Origin of the sequence: Pleionea mediterranea (assembly GCF_003148745.1) — a bacterium.
Classification (GTDB): domain Bacteria; phylum Pseudomonadota; class Gammaproteobacteria; order Enterobacterales; family Kangiellaceae; genus Pleionea; species Pleionea mediterranea.
The window spans coordinates 447697-463761 of record NZ_QGGU01000001.1; the positions used below are offsets into that span (position 1 = coordinate 447697).

The following is a 16065-nucleotide window of genomic DNA, read 5'->3' on the forward strand; positions in this document are numbered from 1 at the left end:
AATGTTTCAGGCGAAATATTAATTTTAAGATTATTGACGTACCCAGTTTAATTTAAGCACTTGTTCGTTAGATATCAGTAAAAAAGTCAGTTCCAGATTATCTCCCTCAGTTACGCGATCGGAAACAAATGCAAAACCCTGAAAAATTCCTTCAATAGAGCAATCATTAAGAGCCATGTCTACTGGAAAGACATTATATTCGGGCTCTGTAAATGCAATATTGCCTGTAAGCTGGCAATCAAATAGGCTGTCGCTGGAAAATTCTAGAGCGTCATCTATGGGCTCTACAGTGACCGATGCTCCTGTAGCTAACTCGACCCAGGAGCCATTGATATCAGCTTCAGTTATTTCTCGGTTGCTTATTGCCTGGTAACGTAAACTTAATCGTCCATCATTTTGAGCTGAATCAAAACGACCATTAATGCTTTGTTGATGATTAACCATCAGTTCAAAACCAATGATACTTCCGTCACTGTGCCCCGAAAACTGATAGCCATTGGTTTGGTAGACAGTATTAATGGATACCATCTCATTATTCTGGTTAGCCGATGAATATACGACTGAAGAAAATGTTCCGGATATGGCAAAGCCATTGTCGGAATAGATAATTCCTTCATGATTACCGTTTTCTGACTCTGAATAGAATATGGCATGAACGGACTCAAGTTGTCCTGTGCCAGACTCAAGGGTGCCGGTCCAGATACCGCTGGCAGATATAGGTCCTTCAGAAGTTGTTGTCTGATTTTCGGAACAGGCAGTGAGAGTGAGCGTAACGGCCGTTATTACAATAAAATACGCTGAAATTTTAATCATTTTATTTAAATTATTAAGGATTAGGAAAGGTAAAATTAGCAAAGACTGCGCCAATGTACAAATTGACATAGAGATTCGCTAAAACTACCACCTAATTATCCTATTAAACGCTAGAAGTCACTGGCTTTTTTAACGTTAATAGTTCGGGTTGCAACTGAAAAAATTATCGATTAATAATCGCTTCCGTCAGAGCCTTTTGGAATTCACAGAGCGCTTCCAGTTGTATGGTGTCGTCTTCAAGGTCGATTCCTTGCTGTTGAAAATATGACTTGGTTTCATCCATGGTACAGGCTTGCTCAATTAAATCTTCCAACGGAAGGTTATCGTATTTTTCGCCAACTAATACACTGCTCGCCATCGAGTTGGCGACGTTTTGTGCCGCGCTTTCAATATTTACCTGAGTCATTATTCACCTTTGCTGTATTTACTTATCCCTAAATTTAAGCATAGCGATTTAACTATACGGTGCAATTGAAAGTAGAGGATTGAGATTGCCGATTATCAAAATGATGAATATATCCACAAAGTTTTTAAAATTATCGCAACCACTGGGATATACTTTATATCCGATAAATTAATAAAGGACTGGGTGATGACTGATAATGATGTAGAGCAATATTTAATGAGCAAGCCAGAAGCCTATAAAGGCTACCCATTTGGGCCTGAGGTTGCGGTGTTTAAAGTCAAAAATAAAATGTTTGCAACATTGGCAGAAGAAAATAATGAAGGACGAATGAATCTTAAGTGTGAGCCAACGGAAGCTCTTATGCTGCGGGATATTTTTGAATCGGTGATCCCGGGTTACCATATGAACAAGAAGCACTGGAATACCATAAAGCTGGATGGCTCTGTTCCAGATAATGAAATTAAGCGCATGATCGACAACTCATTTGGTCTGGTAGTTAAATCACTTAAAAAGTCAGAGCGAAAACAGTTGCAGCTGCATTACTCGGAGCAGCAATTGTATGGTCCTTCATAAGAAGCAGGAGTCGATATTTAGGTGGAAATATTTTTTTGAGTGGACTAACCATACAAATTGAAAGAATTATTTAGTAAATCAATATTTTTAGTTAAAAATATTGTGTTTCTGGATGGTGCGTTAGTATTTTAAGGAAATCGAATATTTATAATAAACATAAAAAATATTGATAATTGTTATTCTTGTTTATATTGTCTGTGTGACTGAAAACTAAATTTCAGCTAATTGCTGCTAGTGGTAGCTGATGATAAAAGTATTAATTTCTGGATATCTGTCAGTGGAACTGTTCAACTTGAATCTTTTCGCTACTTGTTAAAGACAAACTTCGCGCTGGAAGAAAGAATACCCGAGCAAGTTAAAAGACTGATGGCAGAATATGATTTTGGTTGGCGCGCACTGATAAGTTCGGTTGATTATAAAACCTTTATTAAAAGCACAGGTTATTTAGCACAAGATCTATTCTTTATAGCGTATGAACATAGGTACACCATCAAAAGAAGAATACACTGGCATGCAGGCTTATTTTAAATCAAAGAAACATAATTTTGGTGAAAATACTGGACAGGAAATCGTTATTCCTGATTTTGTAAAAATGTTGAGCAGCTTCGATATCCTGATTCTGGCTTTATTTGGTGGGCTTGACTCTCAAGTGGACTGGCGAAGTGCTAAATCTCTATATCAATCATCGTTAGGTGAAAATGATCATTTGACTGTCTCGGTATTCCCTAAATGTAACCACTTGATGTTTAAAGCTGAAACCGGTGCCTATTTTGAAGATTTAAAACCTTTCAATTGGAAGCGATGCAAAGGATTTTTTGACAACATCTCGAACTGGTTAAAGCAACAAAAATCCAATGCATCAGACACTTAAATTGAATCGAGTTAAACTATAGATTTGTAAACGTTGTAATAAAAAGTAATCTTAGCCTTTACATATAATACTTGAAACCAAGATATTATTTTACAGTGGCCCAGATTAACGGTTTCTTAGAGTTTTCTTTAGATGATGAGTCTGATTGAGGCTTACGTACACATTTTTTCTTTTTTCCATTTTGTAACATCTCGGCACCAATTGAATATTCTTTGTCTGCGTAATAGCAAAACTTAGTGATATCAATCTCTTTCTTCTTCGAAGATGGTTGCTGACTATTACCTGCAAAAGAACTGGATGTGGATAATATTAACAGGCTTAATAGTATTATTTTCATTGTATGGCTCCTTTGATAATTATGTAGAGATTTTACTTGGGTTGATGATTGATTTTTAATCAGTTTGATTTCTGATCATATAGAATAACTCTATAGGAAATCACTTCGATTAAAAATGAACTTACGATAATCAAAGCTGAAGTATCAATAAGTCTTAATTTATTACACAGTATTGGTTAATAATTTAAAGAAATACGAAAATTTATCCTAAGACAAACAAAAGCGCTTAAGGTTTAAATAACCTTAAGCGCTTTTGTTGCAAGGCATCCTACTGAGTTAGCACGTTAATTGTGTCATTTCTGTAGAAGAATCTTAAATAAACTACCGCATAACTATTAAATTCTCAAGACGCTCAAGGTCATTGAGTACGCGCCATTCACCACCCCCTTGAACCACACGCTGCTGCCAATTACTCAGTCGTTCCTGATAGTCTCTGGGATCTATGTTGTCGGTGCGTAATTTGGTGACATTTAGCGCAACAACATTGATGCCTTTAAGATCAATTGGAAAGTCCCTGATGTGACCTTTTTGCAGATCTTCTTCAAGATCCGAAAAAATAAGCACGTATTTTTCACCTGCCCCGGCTTCATTAACAAACTCTGCTGCCTGTAGCACCGCACCTGTAATATCGGTGTTGGCTGAGCCGCGACTTATGTTGGCCACAAAGTCATCTACTTTATGTTTGAACAGACGTTTCTGATCGTTTGCAGTACTAGGACGAGCATCAAAGTTAGCTTTGGCAATAATATCTTTTTCACTAAAACTGCCGCTGTCTATTCGAGCCATGGCTATTGAGTCACCACTATCGAGTGTTGCCAACAGGTAATTCATTATGGCCTGGGCTTTGTTTAGTTCTTCGGTATAAGTGCCAGAGGTATCTATTAAGAAATAAACAGCTCGGTTATTGGGTTTGGATTTTCCACAACCAGTAATTAACAGTTGCAGACCTATGATAACAATAATCATGGATAATGGTTTCAAAATTCTCATGGTGTCTTCTCCTCATCGACGGGGACCCCTAAAGGAATTTGCCGTCGATGTTTTATTAATTAAGCATCAAAAGGTTATTCAGTCATGCGTTAGGCATTGTCACTTGCGGCTTTGCCTGTACTACTTTTAAGGGCTTTAACTTCTTTGTTCCCGCGGCGGTTTTTGCTATATGAGTTAGTCGACTCATCGTTCTGATTATCATCGGGGGATGATTTTCCTGAATATTTTTTAACGATCAGTTCTGCACTTAACGGCAACATAATGATTAAATCATAAAGGCTTACCAACATTTTGCTGAGATGATTAATAATGCCGCCAGTCATCCGAACAATCACTCGTAACGCTCGAACCATACCTATCGCCAGTGATCCTAATACCGTTCGTAATGAGTGAATAAATGACTCCAGTGGAATGGCAATAAATGCCAGCGCAAAAGGTAAAATAAAGCCCATGGTCATCTGGCCGATGGATGGTATCCAGCGGAATTCAGCATTTGCGTTTGTGGCACCAATGCCCGTTAGTGATTGTTGAAGCGCTTCACGATCGAGCGCCAGTAAGTCACGCATATAAGCCAGTGATGCTTCAATTCCTGCAAGAATAAACAGTATGGTAAAGCTGATGATCATCATACGACGTCGCATTTTGTCATCCATACTGCCAATCATTGGAAATAAATGAGTCACCCTTAAAGATTCAAGCAGAAACAGTCCCATCGCTATTTCAACTAAAATAATCACCAGCGCCGCAATATCGGATGTTTTCATATCGCCTATGTAACTGGTGCCGCCAACCATTTCTGACATGGGCATGGCAATCAGTTGAAAGTTAATTAAACCACCGAGTGCGGCGACAATCAGTACCAGACCAGAGATGAAAAATTGTGTTAGAGCGGATGATCCCAGTGAACTGACCGCTTGATCGGTTTCTTCGCGGATCGCTTTATAGTTTGCCATTTGGCTATCGATGGCTTTAGTGCGCTCATCCAGGCCAGTGATTTTTTCATTTACGCTACCAAGTTTGTTACTCAGCTTACGCCAGTCCGGTTGCATGGATGCGAGTAATCCATGACGTTCTGTGGCGGCTTTTTTATAAGCTTTAAGGGTTTGTTGATGGGAGTCCTCCACGGCTTTTTTAATGTTCATTAAAATTTTATTAACGGTGGAGTCTCCATTGTTGGGCAAGTTGGAAATGGTTTCGACCACTTCACCCCACGCAGGTGGCAAAGGCGTAACATCGGAAGAATTTTGATAATCTTTTTCGATCGTCTCGATGGTTTCGGTAATTTCCCGATGTAAACTGGGGTACTGACTTAAATCCCTTTGCACGAGATCATTCACTCGTGAAAACTCTCGTTCTATGGATTTTTCTGCGGCTCTTGCCCCTTCGTTTAGCAGAATTTCACGGTTTCGTTTCATAAGCTTTTGTTCAAGCTTATGCAGCGTCATACCCCAAACTCGCAAGCTGCTGAATACAGCACGTCCGGTTGAACGGAACAGCTGGTGCGCCTGCTGTCGGCCTAAGTAAAGCACAAAAACAATCAGCATAAACCAGATGCTGACGGATGCGGTCAGATTATCTGACCATAAGTAAAGTAGTTCGTTAGACATAATCCACCTCCGGGTCGAATTAAAATTTCGATAAGTCGTTGCTATAAACAATGTTGATGGGGCGAGTATCTTGAAAGTTGGTGAAAAATCGGTGAGAAAAATCCAATGACAAAACAAAAAACGTTAAATAAGGCCCTGATGCTTCAATTCTGTGAACCGGTTCATATTTTGTTGCCTGTCAGTATCTATGAATCAATGAATACAGCATAAAGGGATTAATTGATCTGCCTGGTTATTGGTGAGTTTATTCAATGTCAGTACTAGAAAGGGCTATAGAAAGGGAGCGTTGATATGAGAGCTTGTTAGTCGAAGCTCTAAAACTGGACGTAATTAACACACAGTGGTATCAATGGTGGATAAACTGTATATGCGTTAATAATAAATCAGCAAATAAGTTTGTCGGTTCAAATGAGTATTTAGCCATGGCGACGTTATTTTGGGTGGAAGATCAATCCCATTGGGTCAATAAATTTAAAGAAGTGCTGCAATCATCAGACTTTGGCGATGGTGCATTGCCAAATAAGGTACTCGTCTACAAATTTGCTGAAGCCGCTTGTCAGGCAGTGCATACTTTAAATGAAGCGCCAGATCTGGCTATTCTGGATGCTAATATGGGTGGCAATGATAATGCCGGATTTCAAGTATCACGTACTTTAAAACAAAAGTGGCCGGATCTACCGATTATCTATTTATCCGAACACAGTGGAACGGCAATTGAACAGCAGGCGTTTGAAGAAAATATCACTCAGGACTTTATTGCCAAACATCAGCAGAATGTCGAGGCGGTACTCTGTTGGCGTATTAAAGCGGTATTGCGGCACCGAGTTATACAGGCTGAAAAAAATGAACAGCCAGCAGATGCCATTCATCGTAAACAGCTCACCATCGACTTGACCAATTGGCACGTTTATTGGCACGGCGAACGGTTAATGAATCCGAATAATCAGCTGCGTCCACTTGCACCAACCCCTCGTAAAATGCTGAAGGAACTGGTTGAGGCATCGCCCAGGCCAGTATCCACGCAACAAATGGCGGAGCGCTTGAGTATGGACAGTTTAAGTTACGCCAGTTATCGGCAGCACATAAAAACCTTGCGTCATTCGTTTGATCAGGCAGCCATGAAACAGCAACAGACCAGCTTTTTAACGCACTGCAAACAAGGAAAAGGCGTTGCGACCTTTGGTGATGAAGAAGCTTATTGCTGGATTGACCCATAAGGTTATTTGAGTGATATAGCCAAAAGATTGATATAAATGACATGCGTAACCAGTATTAAAGAAATATTTATAAGAGCAGTTATTGATGAACGAGCAAACTCTGAATAAACAGGCCAAAAAAATTAAGCAGGGGTTAAACTTTCATTTCCCCTGGATTAGTTTGATCGCATCGGTTGCCCTGGTAGTTTATTACTTTATGCTACTGCAGCCGCAGTTGATAGAACCTTATTACTTAATTCCACAGGTCACCACAACCACTTTTCAATGGTCGGTTTTGGCGGTGTTCTTTTATTTATTAGTGACGGATATTTTATATTTCATTCGTCGGCAAAAAAAATTAAAGCAGGCCATTACCAATCTGCAAGATGAAATTGATGATCTTTGGCAAAGTAAAAAGAAAATTCAGCAAAAAGCCCATGTGTTTTCCAGTCATGCGGATAAATTAAAACTCTTCATCAGTGATAAATTGCTTGAGTATATTGAGTACGATGAAAAGTTTTTACACTTTAAAAGTATTGCAGCCGAAGTTAGGCATAATGGTGTCATCAGTTACGATAAAATAAAAACAGCATTAAAACATGCAATGACGCAATTAGAATCCAGTGATGCATCCGGTCATATCAGCGAACAAAATAATTTCCAGAGCAACAGCAAGAATTCTAATTCTGATGACAGCCAGTTGAACGATGAAGCCACTACTGGTGAATTATCCCAAAGCCAGTCTGTGTTGCAAGAACAGCAAGCAATATCAAAAGAAGTGTATCAGCAGGCATTGGAGGCGATGCAGTATCTTTGGGATTTACTGGACTTATCCACTGCAGACAATATTGCGCTGCATATTGCGAATCATATCATTGCTTGTGAAGAACATTACTATCAGCAAGAATTGAGTAAAAATCGCCCGTCTGACACATTATCCTTAGTGCCTTTTAAACCGTCTTATTTGCCGTTGAATGCAGTATTGAATAGTCTGCAGGGTATTCTTGAACGAGACGATTACGATCAACTACATAGCCGTTTACAAGTTGCTGAAGCGTCAGCCTCGATAATAGAGGTTGATGGTTATCGTTTCGGTTTTTCTGACACTCGGGAGTTGCTTGGCAATCAGAATCACAGTGTTTTGTTGTTGGAGAATTTAATCAAGAATAGCCAGTACTTTCATGGTAAACGCAGCAATAAGCAAGCCACGGATAAAATTGCATTACAGTTAACACAACATGAAGGTTTTGTGGATATTAATGTTTACAATCGAGGGCGACATATTGATGACGATGCGAAAGAGCAGATATTCCAACTGGGTTATTCAACACGTCGGGCAAAAGAGCATCACGGTAAAGGATTGGGTCTGTTCTTTGTTAACGAAATAGTTAAAGGTTACGAAGGTCGGATTGACGTGACGAACATTAGTAATATTAAACAGACTTTAACATTACGTATGTTAACTTCGAATGACGTGGTGATCACCAAGGTGATCCATATAGAAGAGCATGATGGTCATTTGGCCATTATTGAAGATAAGCCACTCGATCAGACTCAGGTTTTATTGCCTTCGGAACGAGCGCAGTTAGGTAATAACAATTCTAAAAGCAGCTTAAACGGCAGTTCAAACAACGATAAGAGTGCTGCTGTGCTTGAATGGGAATACGCTGTTCCAGTGGTCAGTATTGAAATGTCTGAAACGCGTCATGAGACTACGCGTACGTTTGAGCTGGATGCATCCGATAAAAAACAGGTGTTTCTTGATCCCTTTAATCCATTTATGCCGGGCTGGCAGTTAACCACCCGTAAAAAACGCGATGAGTTTAAAGTGATTTTAAGCCCGCTTGATCGCACCGGGGTTTTATTTTCGGTTAAACTACCGGATGTAGAATCTCGTTTAAATGACCATAATCCTTTATTGCAACCCGACTTTGACGCTGATGTGGAAAAACTGGCGGAGCAATTTAAGGAGTTTGAAGAGTATTAACCAGCCGATTACAATAAGTCTATTCAATATTGATGTTTAAAAGGACAAGCCGATGACGAATAATAAAACCGAAACAGCAGGCAAACCCTGGGGTGAACAGGAAAAAAATAACTGGCTGGCGCAACAGACGGTAAAACGTTCCTACGCCGATGATGTTTTAACGGTGATTAATGAATTAAAACACAGCTTTGATATTGAGCAGTACGGTTCTTTAAGTTACGACTCTCAACGTTTTCCGCTATTTGGCGTTCGAACACGCAACTGGGATAAACAATTGCCAACTGTTTTAATTACCGGTGGCGTTCACGGTTATGAGACCAGTGGTGTTCATGGTGCATTGGGCTTTATTAAAACCAAAGCCACACATTACAGCCAGTACTTTAATCTGGTGATCACACCCTGCATCAGTCCTTGGGGCTACGAAACCATTAATCGTTGGAACCCTTATGCTGTGGATCCAAATCGTTCTTTTTGTGACGATAGTCCATCGGAGGAAGCTACATTGGTGATGAGCTATGTGCGGTCATTAGAGGTAGATATACTTGCGCATATTGATCTGCACGAAACCACCGATACCGATAACACAACCTTCAGGCCCGCATTAGCGGCACGCGATGGTGTGGTGAATAAAAACTGGAATATCCCGGATGGCTTTTATACGGTCGGCAATACCAGCAATCCACAACCTGCGTTTCAAAAAGCGATTATCGATTCGGTCAAAAAAGTAACCCATATCGCACCGCCAGACAGCGATGGAAAAATAATTGGTGTTAAGCCGGAGCAGGAGGGCGTCATCAATTACGATATGTTTAAATTAAACTTGTGTGGAGGATTTACGCGCTGTGACTATGCGACGACTACCGAAGTTTATCCTGACTCACCCAAGGTAACCAATGAAGAATGCAACCTTGCGCAAATAGCAGCGGTAACAGGGGGACTTGATTATTTAATTTCGCAAGTTAAGAGCTGATTAAAAATACTTGAAACCAAGATAAATAACAAATAAGCGTTTTTCAATAAAAAGCCTTTCGAGTGTCATTCGAAAGGCTTTTTTCTATTTGATGCAAAAGGCTGGTAACAATAACATTGTATAGAGAACATCTTTTAAAGAACAAGCTTAATGAACCAATGTTAAGCGAATCGCTTTAAAGTTAATGACAAGTTAAAAGATCTGTTACCTACCTTTGCATCATAAAAAGATAGAAGTATTTAATTTATATCGTACTTGCTTTTAATATTATTACGGACTTCTTCGGCGCTAAATACCGAGCCTTTATCGGGGCGAACACCTTTACCCATGGCAATTTGTAAAGAGCGCTCTACTTTATCACTGCCTGTTCCTGTATGAACACCTACCGTGTAATGGGTTGATGGGCGTGTGGTTGTTTCACAGCCAAGCAGCCCACAGCGACGGGTAGTTTCTGTTCCGTGAGTTGCGCCTACATGACTGTCGGGTCGCGATTTTTTTTCAACGGTTGTTTCCCGATTCACCACTTCAAACCAGTCATAACCTTTTAATAAGGTTAATTCGGCTGCCCTTAGTAAGGCGAGATCACTGGCTTTGCTATTATCTTCGCCGCGCATTTTAAAATTAATACGATATTGAGTGTCACTTATGGCGGTTTCTTTGTAACCGTAACCATTGCTTTCAGCAGCCCGATAAACCGGCTGTGACGCACAAGCGGTAAGTAACGATAATAAAACAAGTGTGCTGAATAATATTTTCATAGTGTGTACTCCTGTTTATTGGTGTTCGGTTGACCAATTATTGTTAATTGCCTGTGATTCTTCGGCGGCATTTAAAAATCGGCCTTTTATAAGTTCGTCAATGGTTGTTTCCAAAGCCTTGTCGTTACTAGCAGTATTGTACTGGGTGCCCGACAAAGATTTTTCAACCGTAACGGAAGCGACCAGTTGCCATTGTTGATCCTCACGACAGGCGATATTTTCGGTTGCGTTAGCGTTTTGTTGTCGATAAAACTGACGGCAAAACTGGTTGTTTTTACTGATAAAACTGGCTTGTGGTTGTATGATTTGCCCATCATCCAAAGTTACTTCGGTGCCACTTTGTTGATGCGTTAAAATATTATTAACCTCTGCCCATTGTTGTGATGGGTTATCGCTTGATGTAAACATCGGGCTTGTACCAATTATAACCAGTGTCAGAGCAATGGCTGCGGCAACACCATAGTTTTGCTGAAGACCATTTTTAATCTTTTGGCCAGTGCGTTGCCACCATGGAAATTGAATCACATTGTCATTCGGCTTCTCAGGGGATGAATCATTTTCTGTTGTCGTGTTAGGCTCAGTCGTCAGTAGCTGGGTAATGGCCTCAGGTACAGGCTTGTTATCAATTTCCGAAAATGTTTGTTGCACCAGTGTATCTGCCATGGAAAGCTCTGCTATCCGATTTGCCAGTTCTTCATTGTCATTAATGGCCTGGCGCACACGCTCCATGTCAGACTCCGACAACTCGGCATCAAGAAAAGCTGACAGCAATTCGTCATCTAGGTTTATTGGGGATGCCTGTTGATTCATGCCAGCACTCCTTCATTATTGTGTTTTAACCAATCGGCAATGGATTGTCGGGCTCTTGATAAGCGGCTCATGACGGTTCCTTTAGGAATAGCCAATGCATCGGCGGCTTCCTGATAACTCATCCCTTGAAGTGCAATAAGCGCTAAAATAGAGCGTTGATCGTCGGGCAACTGATCCATCTGTTTAATAATTTGTTCAACGGTCAGTTGATTGTGGATGTCTTTTTCACCATCAACACTTTGTATTTGCTGTAATTCGGGTTGTTGTGTGGCTTGTTGACGAACCTTCTGTGAGCGATATTCATCTATCCATAAATTACGACACACCCGAAACAGCCACTTGGTTAAATCAACATCTTCTGGTCGATTGCGCGTTAATACTCGTTCAATGGTGTTTTGAACCAGATCGTCTGCATCAGCCATTGAGCCTGTCAGCGAGTATGCAAATCGTCGAATCATGGGCAATCGTTCAGCGAGGGCTTGTTGCAACTCATTATAAGCCGAAGAACGGTTGGACTTATTACTCGCACTTGAGCTGACTCCAGAGCTTAGCGGAGCAGTGTCTTCGTTAGTTTGTGTCGTGTTTTCAGGTATCTGATTCATCAACATTTCCTCATTGGTTACTATGGTGACGTTTTACCTTTCAACTTTATTCACAAAAAATTGGAATTTTTTTATTCGCTCAATCGTTACCCTATTAAAGACAAGTGTTGAGCAGCATCTATTGTCGATATATGTTAGATATACACCTTAGCACTTATTAATTTATATTGCTGTGGTATGTCTTTAACAGTGTATTAGATTATCACTGGTCACTGTTCAAATGAGTTGATACTGTGATTGAGTTAGGCGCGTCTGAAAATATTCATTTATACAATGAATTTTTCCAGTGCTCACGAAACCCATTATAATGGATTCAACTTTTAAGGTTTTTTATACCGATGAAAACCATAACTTTATGCCGATTGAATGCCTTACTGGTCAAAATATTGATCCTGTTAATGGCCTCATCAATATCGTTCAATGCCAAAGCGTTATACTTTGAAGCTCTCGCCGTACCTAACTTACCGGTTCAAAAACGCTTACCCATAAAACCTGCCATTAAAAAACCGTTGGATAAGGTGTCCAATAAAATTGAACAGGTGATCAATAAACCTCTACCGTCTATTACCGATGCATTGCCAGAAACAACCCAAGTACTGGATAAATCTGGCAACCCAATATTTAAAGAAGTGACGTTAAAGGATGGTAGTCGAGCTGTTGAGCATCAATGGATAGTCATGTTGAACCAAAATGATGTTTTCCAATTACAGCAGTCGATTGAAAAAAACAAGTGGCCAATTGATATTGTCAGTCAACAAAGATTCAATGCGTTAGCTACTACATTGGTCACTTTTAAAGTATCGAGTGCCATGGATGATCGTCAATCTTTGTCGGTAGTTTTTTCAAAGCAGGCAATGCAAACGTTGGATAGAAATCATGTGTATAGACCACAACAGGCGTCGATTAACACTGAGAGTCAGACTTTGGCTAATCGATCAGTTGTTGATAGACAAAATAAAAATACATCAATACAGGGTAATCGAACTGTATGCGATAAACCGGTCAATATAGGCGTGATTGATACGGCAATAAATTTAAATCACGAGTTATTTAAGGATAAAAATATTCAGCAAAAAATATTTTTATCCAAGGATGCTGTTGAGCCTACCAGTCATGGAACCGCCGTAGTGGGGCGTTTTTATGTTCAACCTGAGTCTCCTGAAACTTCTGCTTTAACCGGATCATTCAGGCAGACTGCTCCATTAGCAAGCCACGCTAATGTTAAACTCGCATCGGTTTTTTACAGTCGGGAAAACGCTACTCAGGGAGCAGCGTTGCAACATTTGTTAGAGGGGATTAATTGGCTTATTAACCAACAGGTTCCTGTTATTAATATGAGTCTTACCGGGCCTGATAACCGACTGTTAAAACTGGTCATTGACGCGGCGATTGCGAAAGGCGTTATCATTGTTGCCGCTGCAGGAAACGAAGGACCAGCAGCAGCGACGGTTTATCCGGCAGGGTATAAAAAGGTTATTGCCGTTACCGCTGTCGATAACGAGCAGAACATTTATCGCTGGGCCAATCAGGGCGAATATATTGACTTTGCAGCTCTTGGTGTATCGGTGTTTACTGCGCGCTCAAACGGCGGCTTTGGGATTGAAACTGGAACATCAATGGCGGCACCGGTCGTCACCGCGGCTATTGCTTGTCATGGTTTTAAAGGTGATTTAACCGTGGACGAACTTATTAATCAATTGGCTCAAAGTGTGCTTGATTTAGGGGATAAAGGGCCTGATCCAGTTTTTGGAATTGGCTTGATTGAGTAAGATAGTAGAGATAGAAAGTAGAGATAGATTGGAAGAAAAAGATTTGAAGGAAAAGATTGGTTGAGAAAGATTGGTTGCTTAATTTAAATCAAGATCAGGGCGGGCTATTTTTCAACATATCGATCATCAGCCGTGACGCTTTTACTTTTTCGATTCCATCCGGAAATACGGCATACAATTCCAGCGGTGGCAGATGATAGTCAGGAAATAATTCAACCAATTGACCGCTGTTAAATGCTTTAGCGGCATCGTAATGCGGCAATACCGCGAGTCCCATTCCAGAAAGGGCAAACTGCAACCGTGCCGCTGCATTATTGGTTCGTAAAGTGCCCGTCATTTTAATTGAGTAATCTTTATCGTCACGAGTCAGTGTTAGTTGATTGCCTAATCGGTGATAGACAATCCATTCATGTTTATCGAGTTCATTTAAAGACTGAGGCCAGCCGCGAAGATTCAGATAATCCGGAGAGGCGCATATGTGTCGGCTTACGGTTGCCAATTTAGTTGAGCGTAACTCACTATCCGCCAAAGGGCCTGAGCGAATGGCCAGGTCGATTCCGTCTTGTACCAGGTTAGAAATGGACTCGGATAAATTAAGTTCCAGCTCCACTTGTGGATAGCGCCGCCGGTACGCTGTTGCCAGTGGTACAACCCATTGCAGGCCCAAGTGCACCGGGCAGGAGATGGATAACCGACCCACGGCATCGGCTTTTAAATTCTCAATCATTTGATGCGCCGACTCGGCTTGCTCAGCGATGACTTTGCACTTGTCGTAATAAAGCTTGCCGGCACTGGTCAGGCTTAAAGCACGGGTACTGCGATTAATCAGTTGTACACCAAGGCGCTTTTCAAGTTGTTTAACCTGATAACTGGTTACTGCACGGCTGATCCCGAGGGTTTTGGCTGCTCTGGTGAAGTTTCCGCTGTCGATAACACGGGCAAAAACCAGCATACCACGCAATTCTGAGGCGATAGAGTCTTTCATTGTCAAAATTATACTGACAATAAGTTCAATTTTCACTGTCTAGTTATTGAATTTTTGTGCAGTTACACTGTTTTCATAAAGACAGACGCAAAAAATGCGTTGTTAGAGGCTTACAAGTGAGCTCACTAATCACATGCTTTATCCATTATTGAACAGGCGCACAGGAGACAGAGCAATGAAGGTACTATTCGTATTAACTTCTCACGATAAACTGGGTGACACCGATCATAAAACCGGCTTCTGGCTGGAGGAATTTGCCGCACCCTACTATTTTTTGAAGGACGCCAAAGTTGACATTACATTGGCTTCACCCAAAGGCGGTCAACCTCCTCTTGATCCCAATAGTGATTCAGAAGACGCTCAAACCGATGCAACTCGTCGATTTAAAGAAGATTCAGAGGCACAACAGCATCTTGCGAAAACACTAAAGTTGTCTGACGTTTCTGCTGACGACTACGATGCGGTATTTTATCCTGGAGGTCATGGCCCTTTGTGGGATTTGGCTAACGATCAGGACTCCATCGCACTGATTAAAAGCTTTATTAAACAAGATAAAATTGTCTCTGCCGTTTGCCACGCGCCCGCGGCGCTGGTTAATGTCAACCTGGATAATAATGATCCACTGGTTAAAGGCAAAAAGGTCACGGGATTTACCAACTCAGAAGAAGCCGCTGTAGAGTTAACTGATGTTGTTCCATTTTTACTTGAAGATAAACTCAGTGAGCTGGGCGCCAATTACACAAAAGGCGACGACTGGAGCGACTATGTGGTTGAAGATGGTTTATTGATAACCGGACAAAACCCGGCAAGTTCAGAGGGTGTGGCTAAGCGACTACTTGAGCGATTAAAGTAGTTAATAAACATTCTCCTTAAAGCCCTGGCTATTAGCCGGGGCTTTTTTTATGCGAGATTTATATGGCATGCTATCTTGACCTGTTTTCTCGGATTCCTTAGTTAAGTAACAGCTTCAAATTCTACAAGAGATTGATATCCTATATGTTATCAAGATGGAGAAAAGAATATCATGAGGGAAACTTCAAGGTGGCGAAAAAGGCGAGTAGGTCGTGTCAGAACACAAAAAAACAGGAAGTAAATTAGTGAAATTGTGCAGTTAAAGAAGGACGTCTCTCGCTTGAAAAAAGGAGAGCGGTCTTCTGAAAAATCGAAGCATAAACGTTGTAAACGTGTTGAATGATTAATACGAGAAACGAATTTAGAGGGACGTGGTACGTGTTACAAACTATTTGGCCTATATTTCGCTAACAGTGGAGAAGTCTGGTAGGTCAGTTGTACATGCAGTAAATACCATCACTAGTTCAGTTGTTATTGCCTTGACTCTAAAAAGTTTTTTTGAGTAAGCAGAGTCGAAATATAATACGAGTGGTAAATAA

At 40.7% G+C, this 16065-nt stretch carries 16 protein-coding genes; 7 read left to right on the forward strand and 9 right to left on the reverse strand.

What is annotated here, in order from left to right; genetic code table 11:
- Nucleotides 1-30 precede the first annotated feature (30 nt).
- Both C8D97_RS01850 and C8D97_RS01855 read right to left on the reverse strand, forming a co-directional pair.
- Nucleotides 31-813, reverse strand: coding sequence for a hypothetical protein (locus C8D97_RS01850; protein ID WP_146196060.1), 783 nt, complete (start codon nt 811-813; stop codon nt 31-33).
- A gap of 163 nt (nt 814-976) precedes the next feature.
- Nucleotides 977-1219, reverse strand: a complete 243-nt coding sequence (locus tag C8D97_RS01855; RefSeq protein ID WP_109761630.1) for a hypothetical protein — start codon at nt 1217-1219, stop codon at nt 977-979.
- Between the two features lie 186 nt (nt 1220-1405).
- On the opposite strand from C8D97_RS01855, the gene C8D97_RS01860 reads away from it, so the two are divergent.
- Together C8D97_RS01860 and C8D97_RS01870 are read left to right on the forward strand one after the other, a co-directional pair.
- Nucleotides 1406-1792, forward strand: coding sequence for an MmcQ/YjbR family DNA-binding protein (locus C8D97_RS01860; RefSeq protein WP_109761631.1), 387 nt, complete (start codon nt 1406-1408; stop codon nt 1790-1792).
- Between the two features lie 472 nt (nt 1793-2264).
- Nucleotides 2265-2663 carry a hypothetical protein gene (locus C8D97_RS01870; protein ID WP_146196061.1) on the forward strand — a complete coding sequence of 133 codons (399 nt, stop codon included), beginning with the start codon at nt 2265-2267 and terminating at the stop codon, nt 2661-2663.
- A gap of 85 nt (nt 2664-2748) precedes the next feature.
- On the opposite strand, the gene C8D97_RS01875 is transcribed toward C8D97_RS01870, so the two are convergent.
- From C8D97_RS01875 to C8D97_RS01885, 3 genes are all read right to left on the reverse strand, one after another.
- On the reverse strand, nt 2749-3000 hold the full coding sequence (locus tag C8D97_RS01875) for a DUF1496 domain-containing protein (RefSeq protein ID WP_109761634.1): 252 nt from the start codon (nt 2998-3000) through the stop codon (nt 2749-2751).
- 321 nt (nt 3001-3321) lie between these two features.
- A complete protein-coding gene (locus tag C8D97_RS01880) occupies nt 3322-3990 on the reverse strand; it encodes a vWA domain-containing protein (RefSeq protein ID WP_109761635.1) in 669 nt (222 codons plus the stop codon).
- Nucleotides 3991-4079: 89 nt separating this feature from the next.
- Entirely contained in the window at nt 4080-5597 is a 1518-nt protein-coding gene (locus C8D97_RS01885) for a hypothetical protein (protein WP_210204810.1), read from the reverse strand.
- Between the two features lie 422 nt (nt 5598-6019).
- On the opposite strand from C8D97_RS01885, the gene C8D97_RS01890 reads away from it, so the two are divergent.
- The 3 genes from C8D97_RS01890 to C8D97_RS01900 all read left to right on the forward strand — a co-directional run bounded on the left by C8D97_RS01890 (nt 6020) and on the right by C8D97_RS01900 (nt 9750).
- Nucleotides 6020-6814 carry a response regulator transcription factor gene (locus tag C8D97_RS01890; RefSeq protein ID WP_109761685.1) on the forward strand — a complete coding sequence of 265 codons (795 nt, stop codon included), beginning with the start codon at nt 6020-6022 and terminating at the stop codon, nt 6812-6814.
- Between the two features lie 85 nt (nt 6815-6899).
- The gene (locus tag C8D97_RS01895) at nt 6900-8780 is read left to right on the forward strand and encodes an ATP-binding protein (protein WP_109761636.1); all 1881 of its coding nucleotides are present in this window, start codon (nt 6900-6902) and stop codon (nt 8778-8780) included.
- Nucleotides 8781-8832: 52 nt separating this feature from the next.
- Nucleotides 8833-9750, forward strand: a complete 918-nt coding sequence (locus tag C8D97_RS01900; protein ID WP_109761637.1) for a M14 family metallopeptidase — start codon at nt 8833-8835, stop codon at nt 9748-9750.
- A 239-nt stretch (nt 9751-9989) separates the two neighbouring features.
- Here the strand turns inward: C8D97_RS01900 and C8D97_RS01905 are convergent, their stop codons facing one another.
- From C8D97_RS01905 to C8D97_RS01915, 3 genes are read right to left on the reverse strand one after another with little or no spacing between them, the layout of a single operon-like run.
- Nucleotides 9990-10508 (reverse strand): CC0125/CC1285 family lipoprotein, encoded by a 519-nt coding sequence (locus tag C8D97_RS01905; RefSeq protein ID WP_109761638.1) that lies wholly within the window; start codon nt 10506-10508, stop codon nt 9990-9992.
- Nucleotides 10509-10523: 15 nt separating this feature from the next.
- Complete coding sequence (locus C8D97_RS01910) at nt 10524-11318, reverse strand: anti-sigma factor family protein (protein ID WP_109761639.1); 795 nt, start codon at nt 11316-11318, stop codon at nt 10524-10526.
- Entirely contained in the window at nt 11315-11920 is a 606-nt protein-coding gene (locus C8D97_RS01915; RefSeq protein WP_109761640.1) for an RNA polymerase sigma factor, read from the reverse strand. Before C8D97_RS01915 ends, C8D97_RS01910 begins: the two co-directional genes overlap by 4 nt.
- Before the next feature lie 338 nt (nt 11921-12258).
- On the opposite strand from C8D97_RS01915, the gene C8D97_RS01920 reads away from it, so the two are divergent.
- Nucleotides 12259-13689: a S8 family serine peptidase gene (locus C8D97_RS01920; protein WP_109761641.1), complete on the forward strand. Its 1431-nt coding sequence runs from the start codon at nt 12259-12261 to the stop codon at nt 13687-13689.
- 94 nt (nt 13690-13783) lie between these two features.
- On the opposite strand, the gene C8D97_RS01925 is transcribed toward C8D97_RS01920, so the two are convergent.
- Complete coding sequence (locus tag C8D97_RS01925; RefSeq protein ID WP_146196062.1) at nt 13784-14674, reverse strand: LysR family transcriptional regulator; 891 nt, start codon at nt 14672-14674, stop codon at nt 13784-13786.
- 175 nt (nt 14675-14849) lie between these two features.
- Here C8D97_RS01925 and C8D97_RS01930 point away from each other — a divergent pair, with 175 nt between their 5' ends.
- The gene (locus C8D97_RS01930) at nt 14850-15527 is read left to right on the forward strand and encodes a type 1 glutamine amidotransferase domain-containing protein (RefSeq protein ID WP_109761643.1); all 678 of its coding nucleotides are present in this window, start codon (nt 14850-14852) and stop codon (nt 15525-15527) included.
- Nucleotides 15528-16065: the final 538 nt, after the last annotated feature.

Bases quoted from the DNA above. Each gene is read 5' to 3' on its own strand.
- C8D97_RS01850 (WP_146196060.1), bottom strand. From the start codon at position 813: ATGATTAAAATTTCAGCGTATTTTATTGTAATAACGGCCGTTACGCTC.
- C8D97_RS01855 (WP_109761630.1), bottom strand. From the start codon at position 1,219: ATGACTCAGGTAAATATTGAAAGCGCGGCACAAAACGTCGCCAACTCG.
- C8D97_RS01860 (WP_109761631.1), top strand. From the start codon at position 1,406: ATGACTGATAATGATGTAGAGCAATATTTAATGAGCAAGCCAGAAGCC.
- C8D97_RS01870 (WP_146196061.1), top strand. From the start codon at position 2,265: ATGAACATAGGTACACCATCAAAAGAAGAATACACTGGCATGCAGGCT.
- C8D97_RS01875 (WP_109761634.1), bottom strand. From the start codon at position 3,000: ATGAAAATAATACTATTAAGCCTGTTAATATTATCCACATCCAGTTCT.
- C8D97_RS01880 (WP_109761635.1), bottom strand. From the start codon at position 3,990: ATGAGAATTTTGAAACCATTATCCATGATTATTGTTATCATAGGTCTG.
- C8D97_RS01885 (WP_210204810.1), bottom strand. From the start codon at position 5,597: ATGTCTAACGAACTACTTTACTTATGGTCAGATAATCTGACCGCATCC.
- C8D97_RS01890 (WP_109761685.1), top strand. From the start codon at position 6,020: ATGGCGACGTTATTTTGGGTGGAAGATCAATCCCATTGGGTCAATAAA.
- C8D97_RS01895 (WP_109761636.1), top strand. From the start codon at position 6,900: ATGAACGAGCAAACTCTGAATAAACAGGCCAAAAAAATTAAGCAGGGG.
- C8D97_RS01900 (WP_109761637.1), top strand. From the start codon at position 8,833: ATGACGAATAATAAAACCGAAACAGCAGGCAAACCCTGGGGTGAACAG.
- C8D97_RS01905 (WP_109761638.1), bottom strand. From the start codon at position 10,508: ATGAAAATATTATTCAGCACACTTGTTTTATTATCGTTACTTACCGCT.
- C8D97_RS01910 (WP_109761639.1), bottom strand. From the start codon at position 11,318: ATGAATCAACAGGCATCCCCAATAAACCTAGATGACGAATTGCTGTCA.
- C8D97_RS01915 (WP_109761640.1), bottom strand. From the start codon at position 11,920: ATGAATCAGATACCTGAAAACACGACACAAACTAACGAAGACACTGCT.
- C8D97_RS01920 (WP_109761641.1), top strand. From the start codon at position 12,259: ATGAAAACCATAACTTTATGCCGATTGAATGCCTTACTGGTCAAAATA.
- C8D97_RS01925 (WP_146196062.1), bottom strand. From the start codon at position 14,674: ATGAAAGACTCTATCGCCTCAGAATTGCGTGGTATGCTGGTTTTTGCC.
- C8D97_RS01930 (WP_109761643.1), top strand. From the start codon at position 14,850: ATGAAGGTACTATTCGTATTAACTTCTCACGATAAACTGGGTGACACC.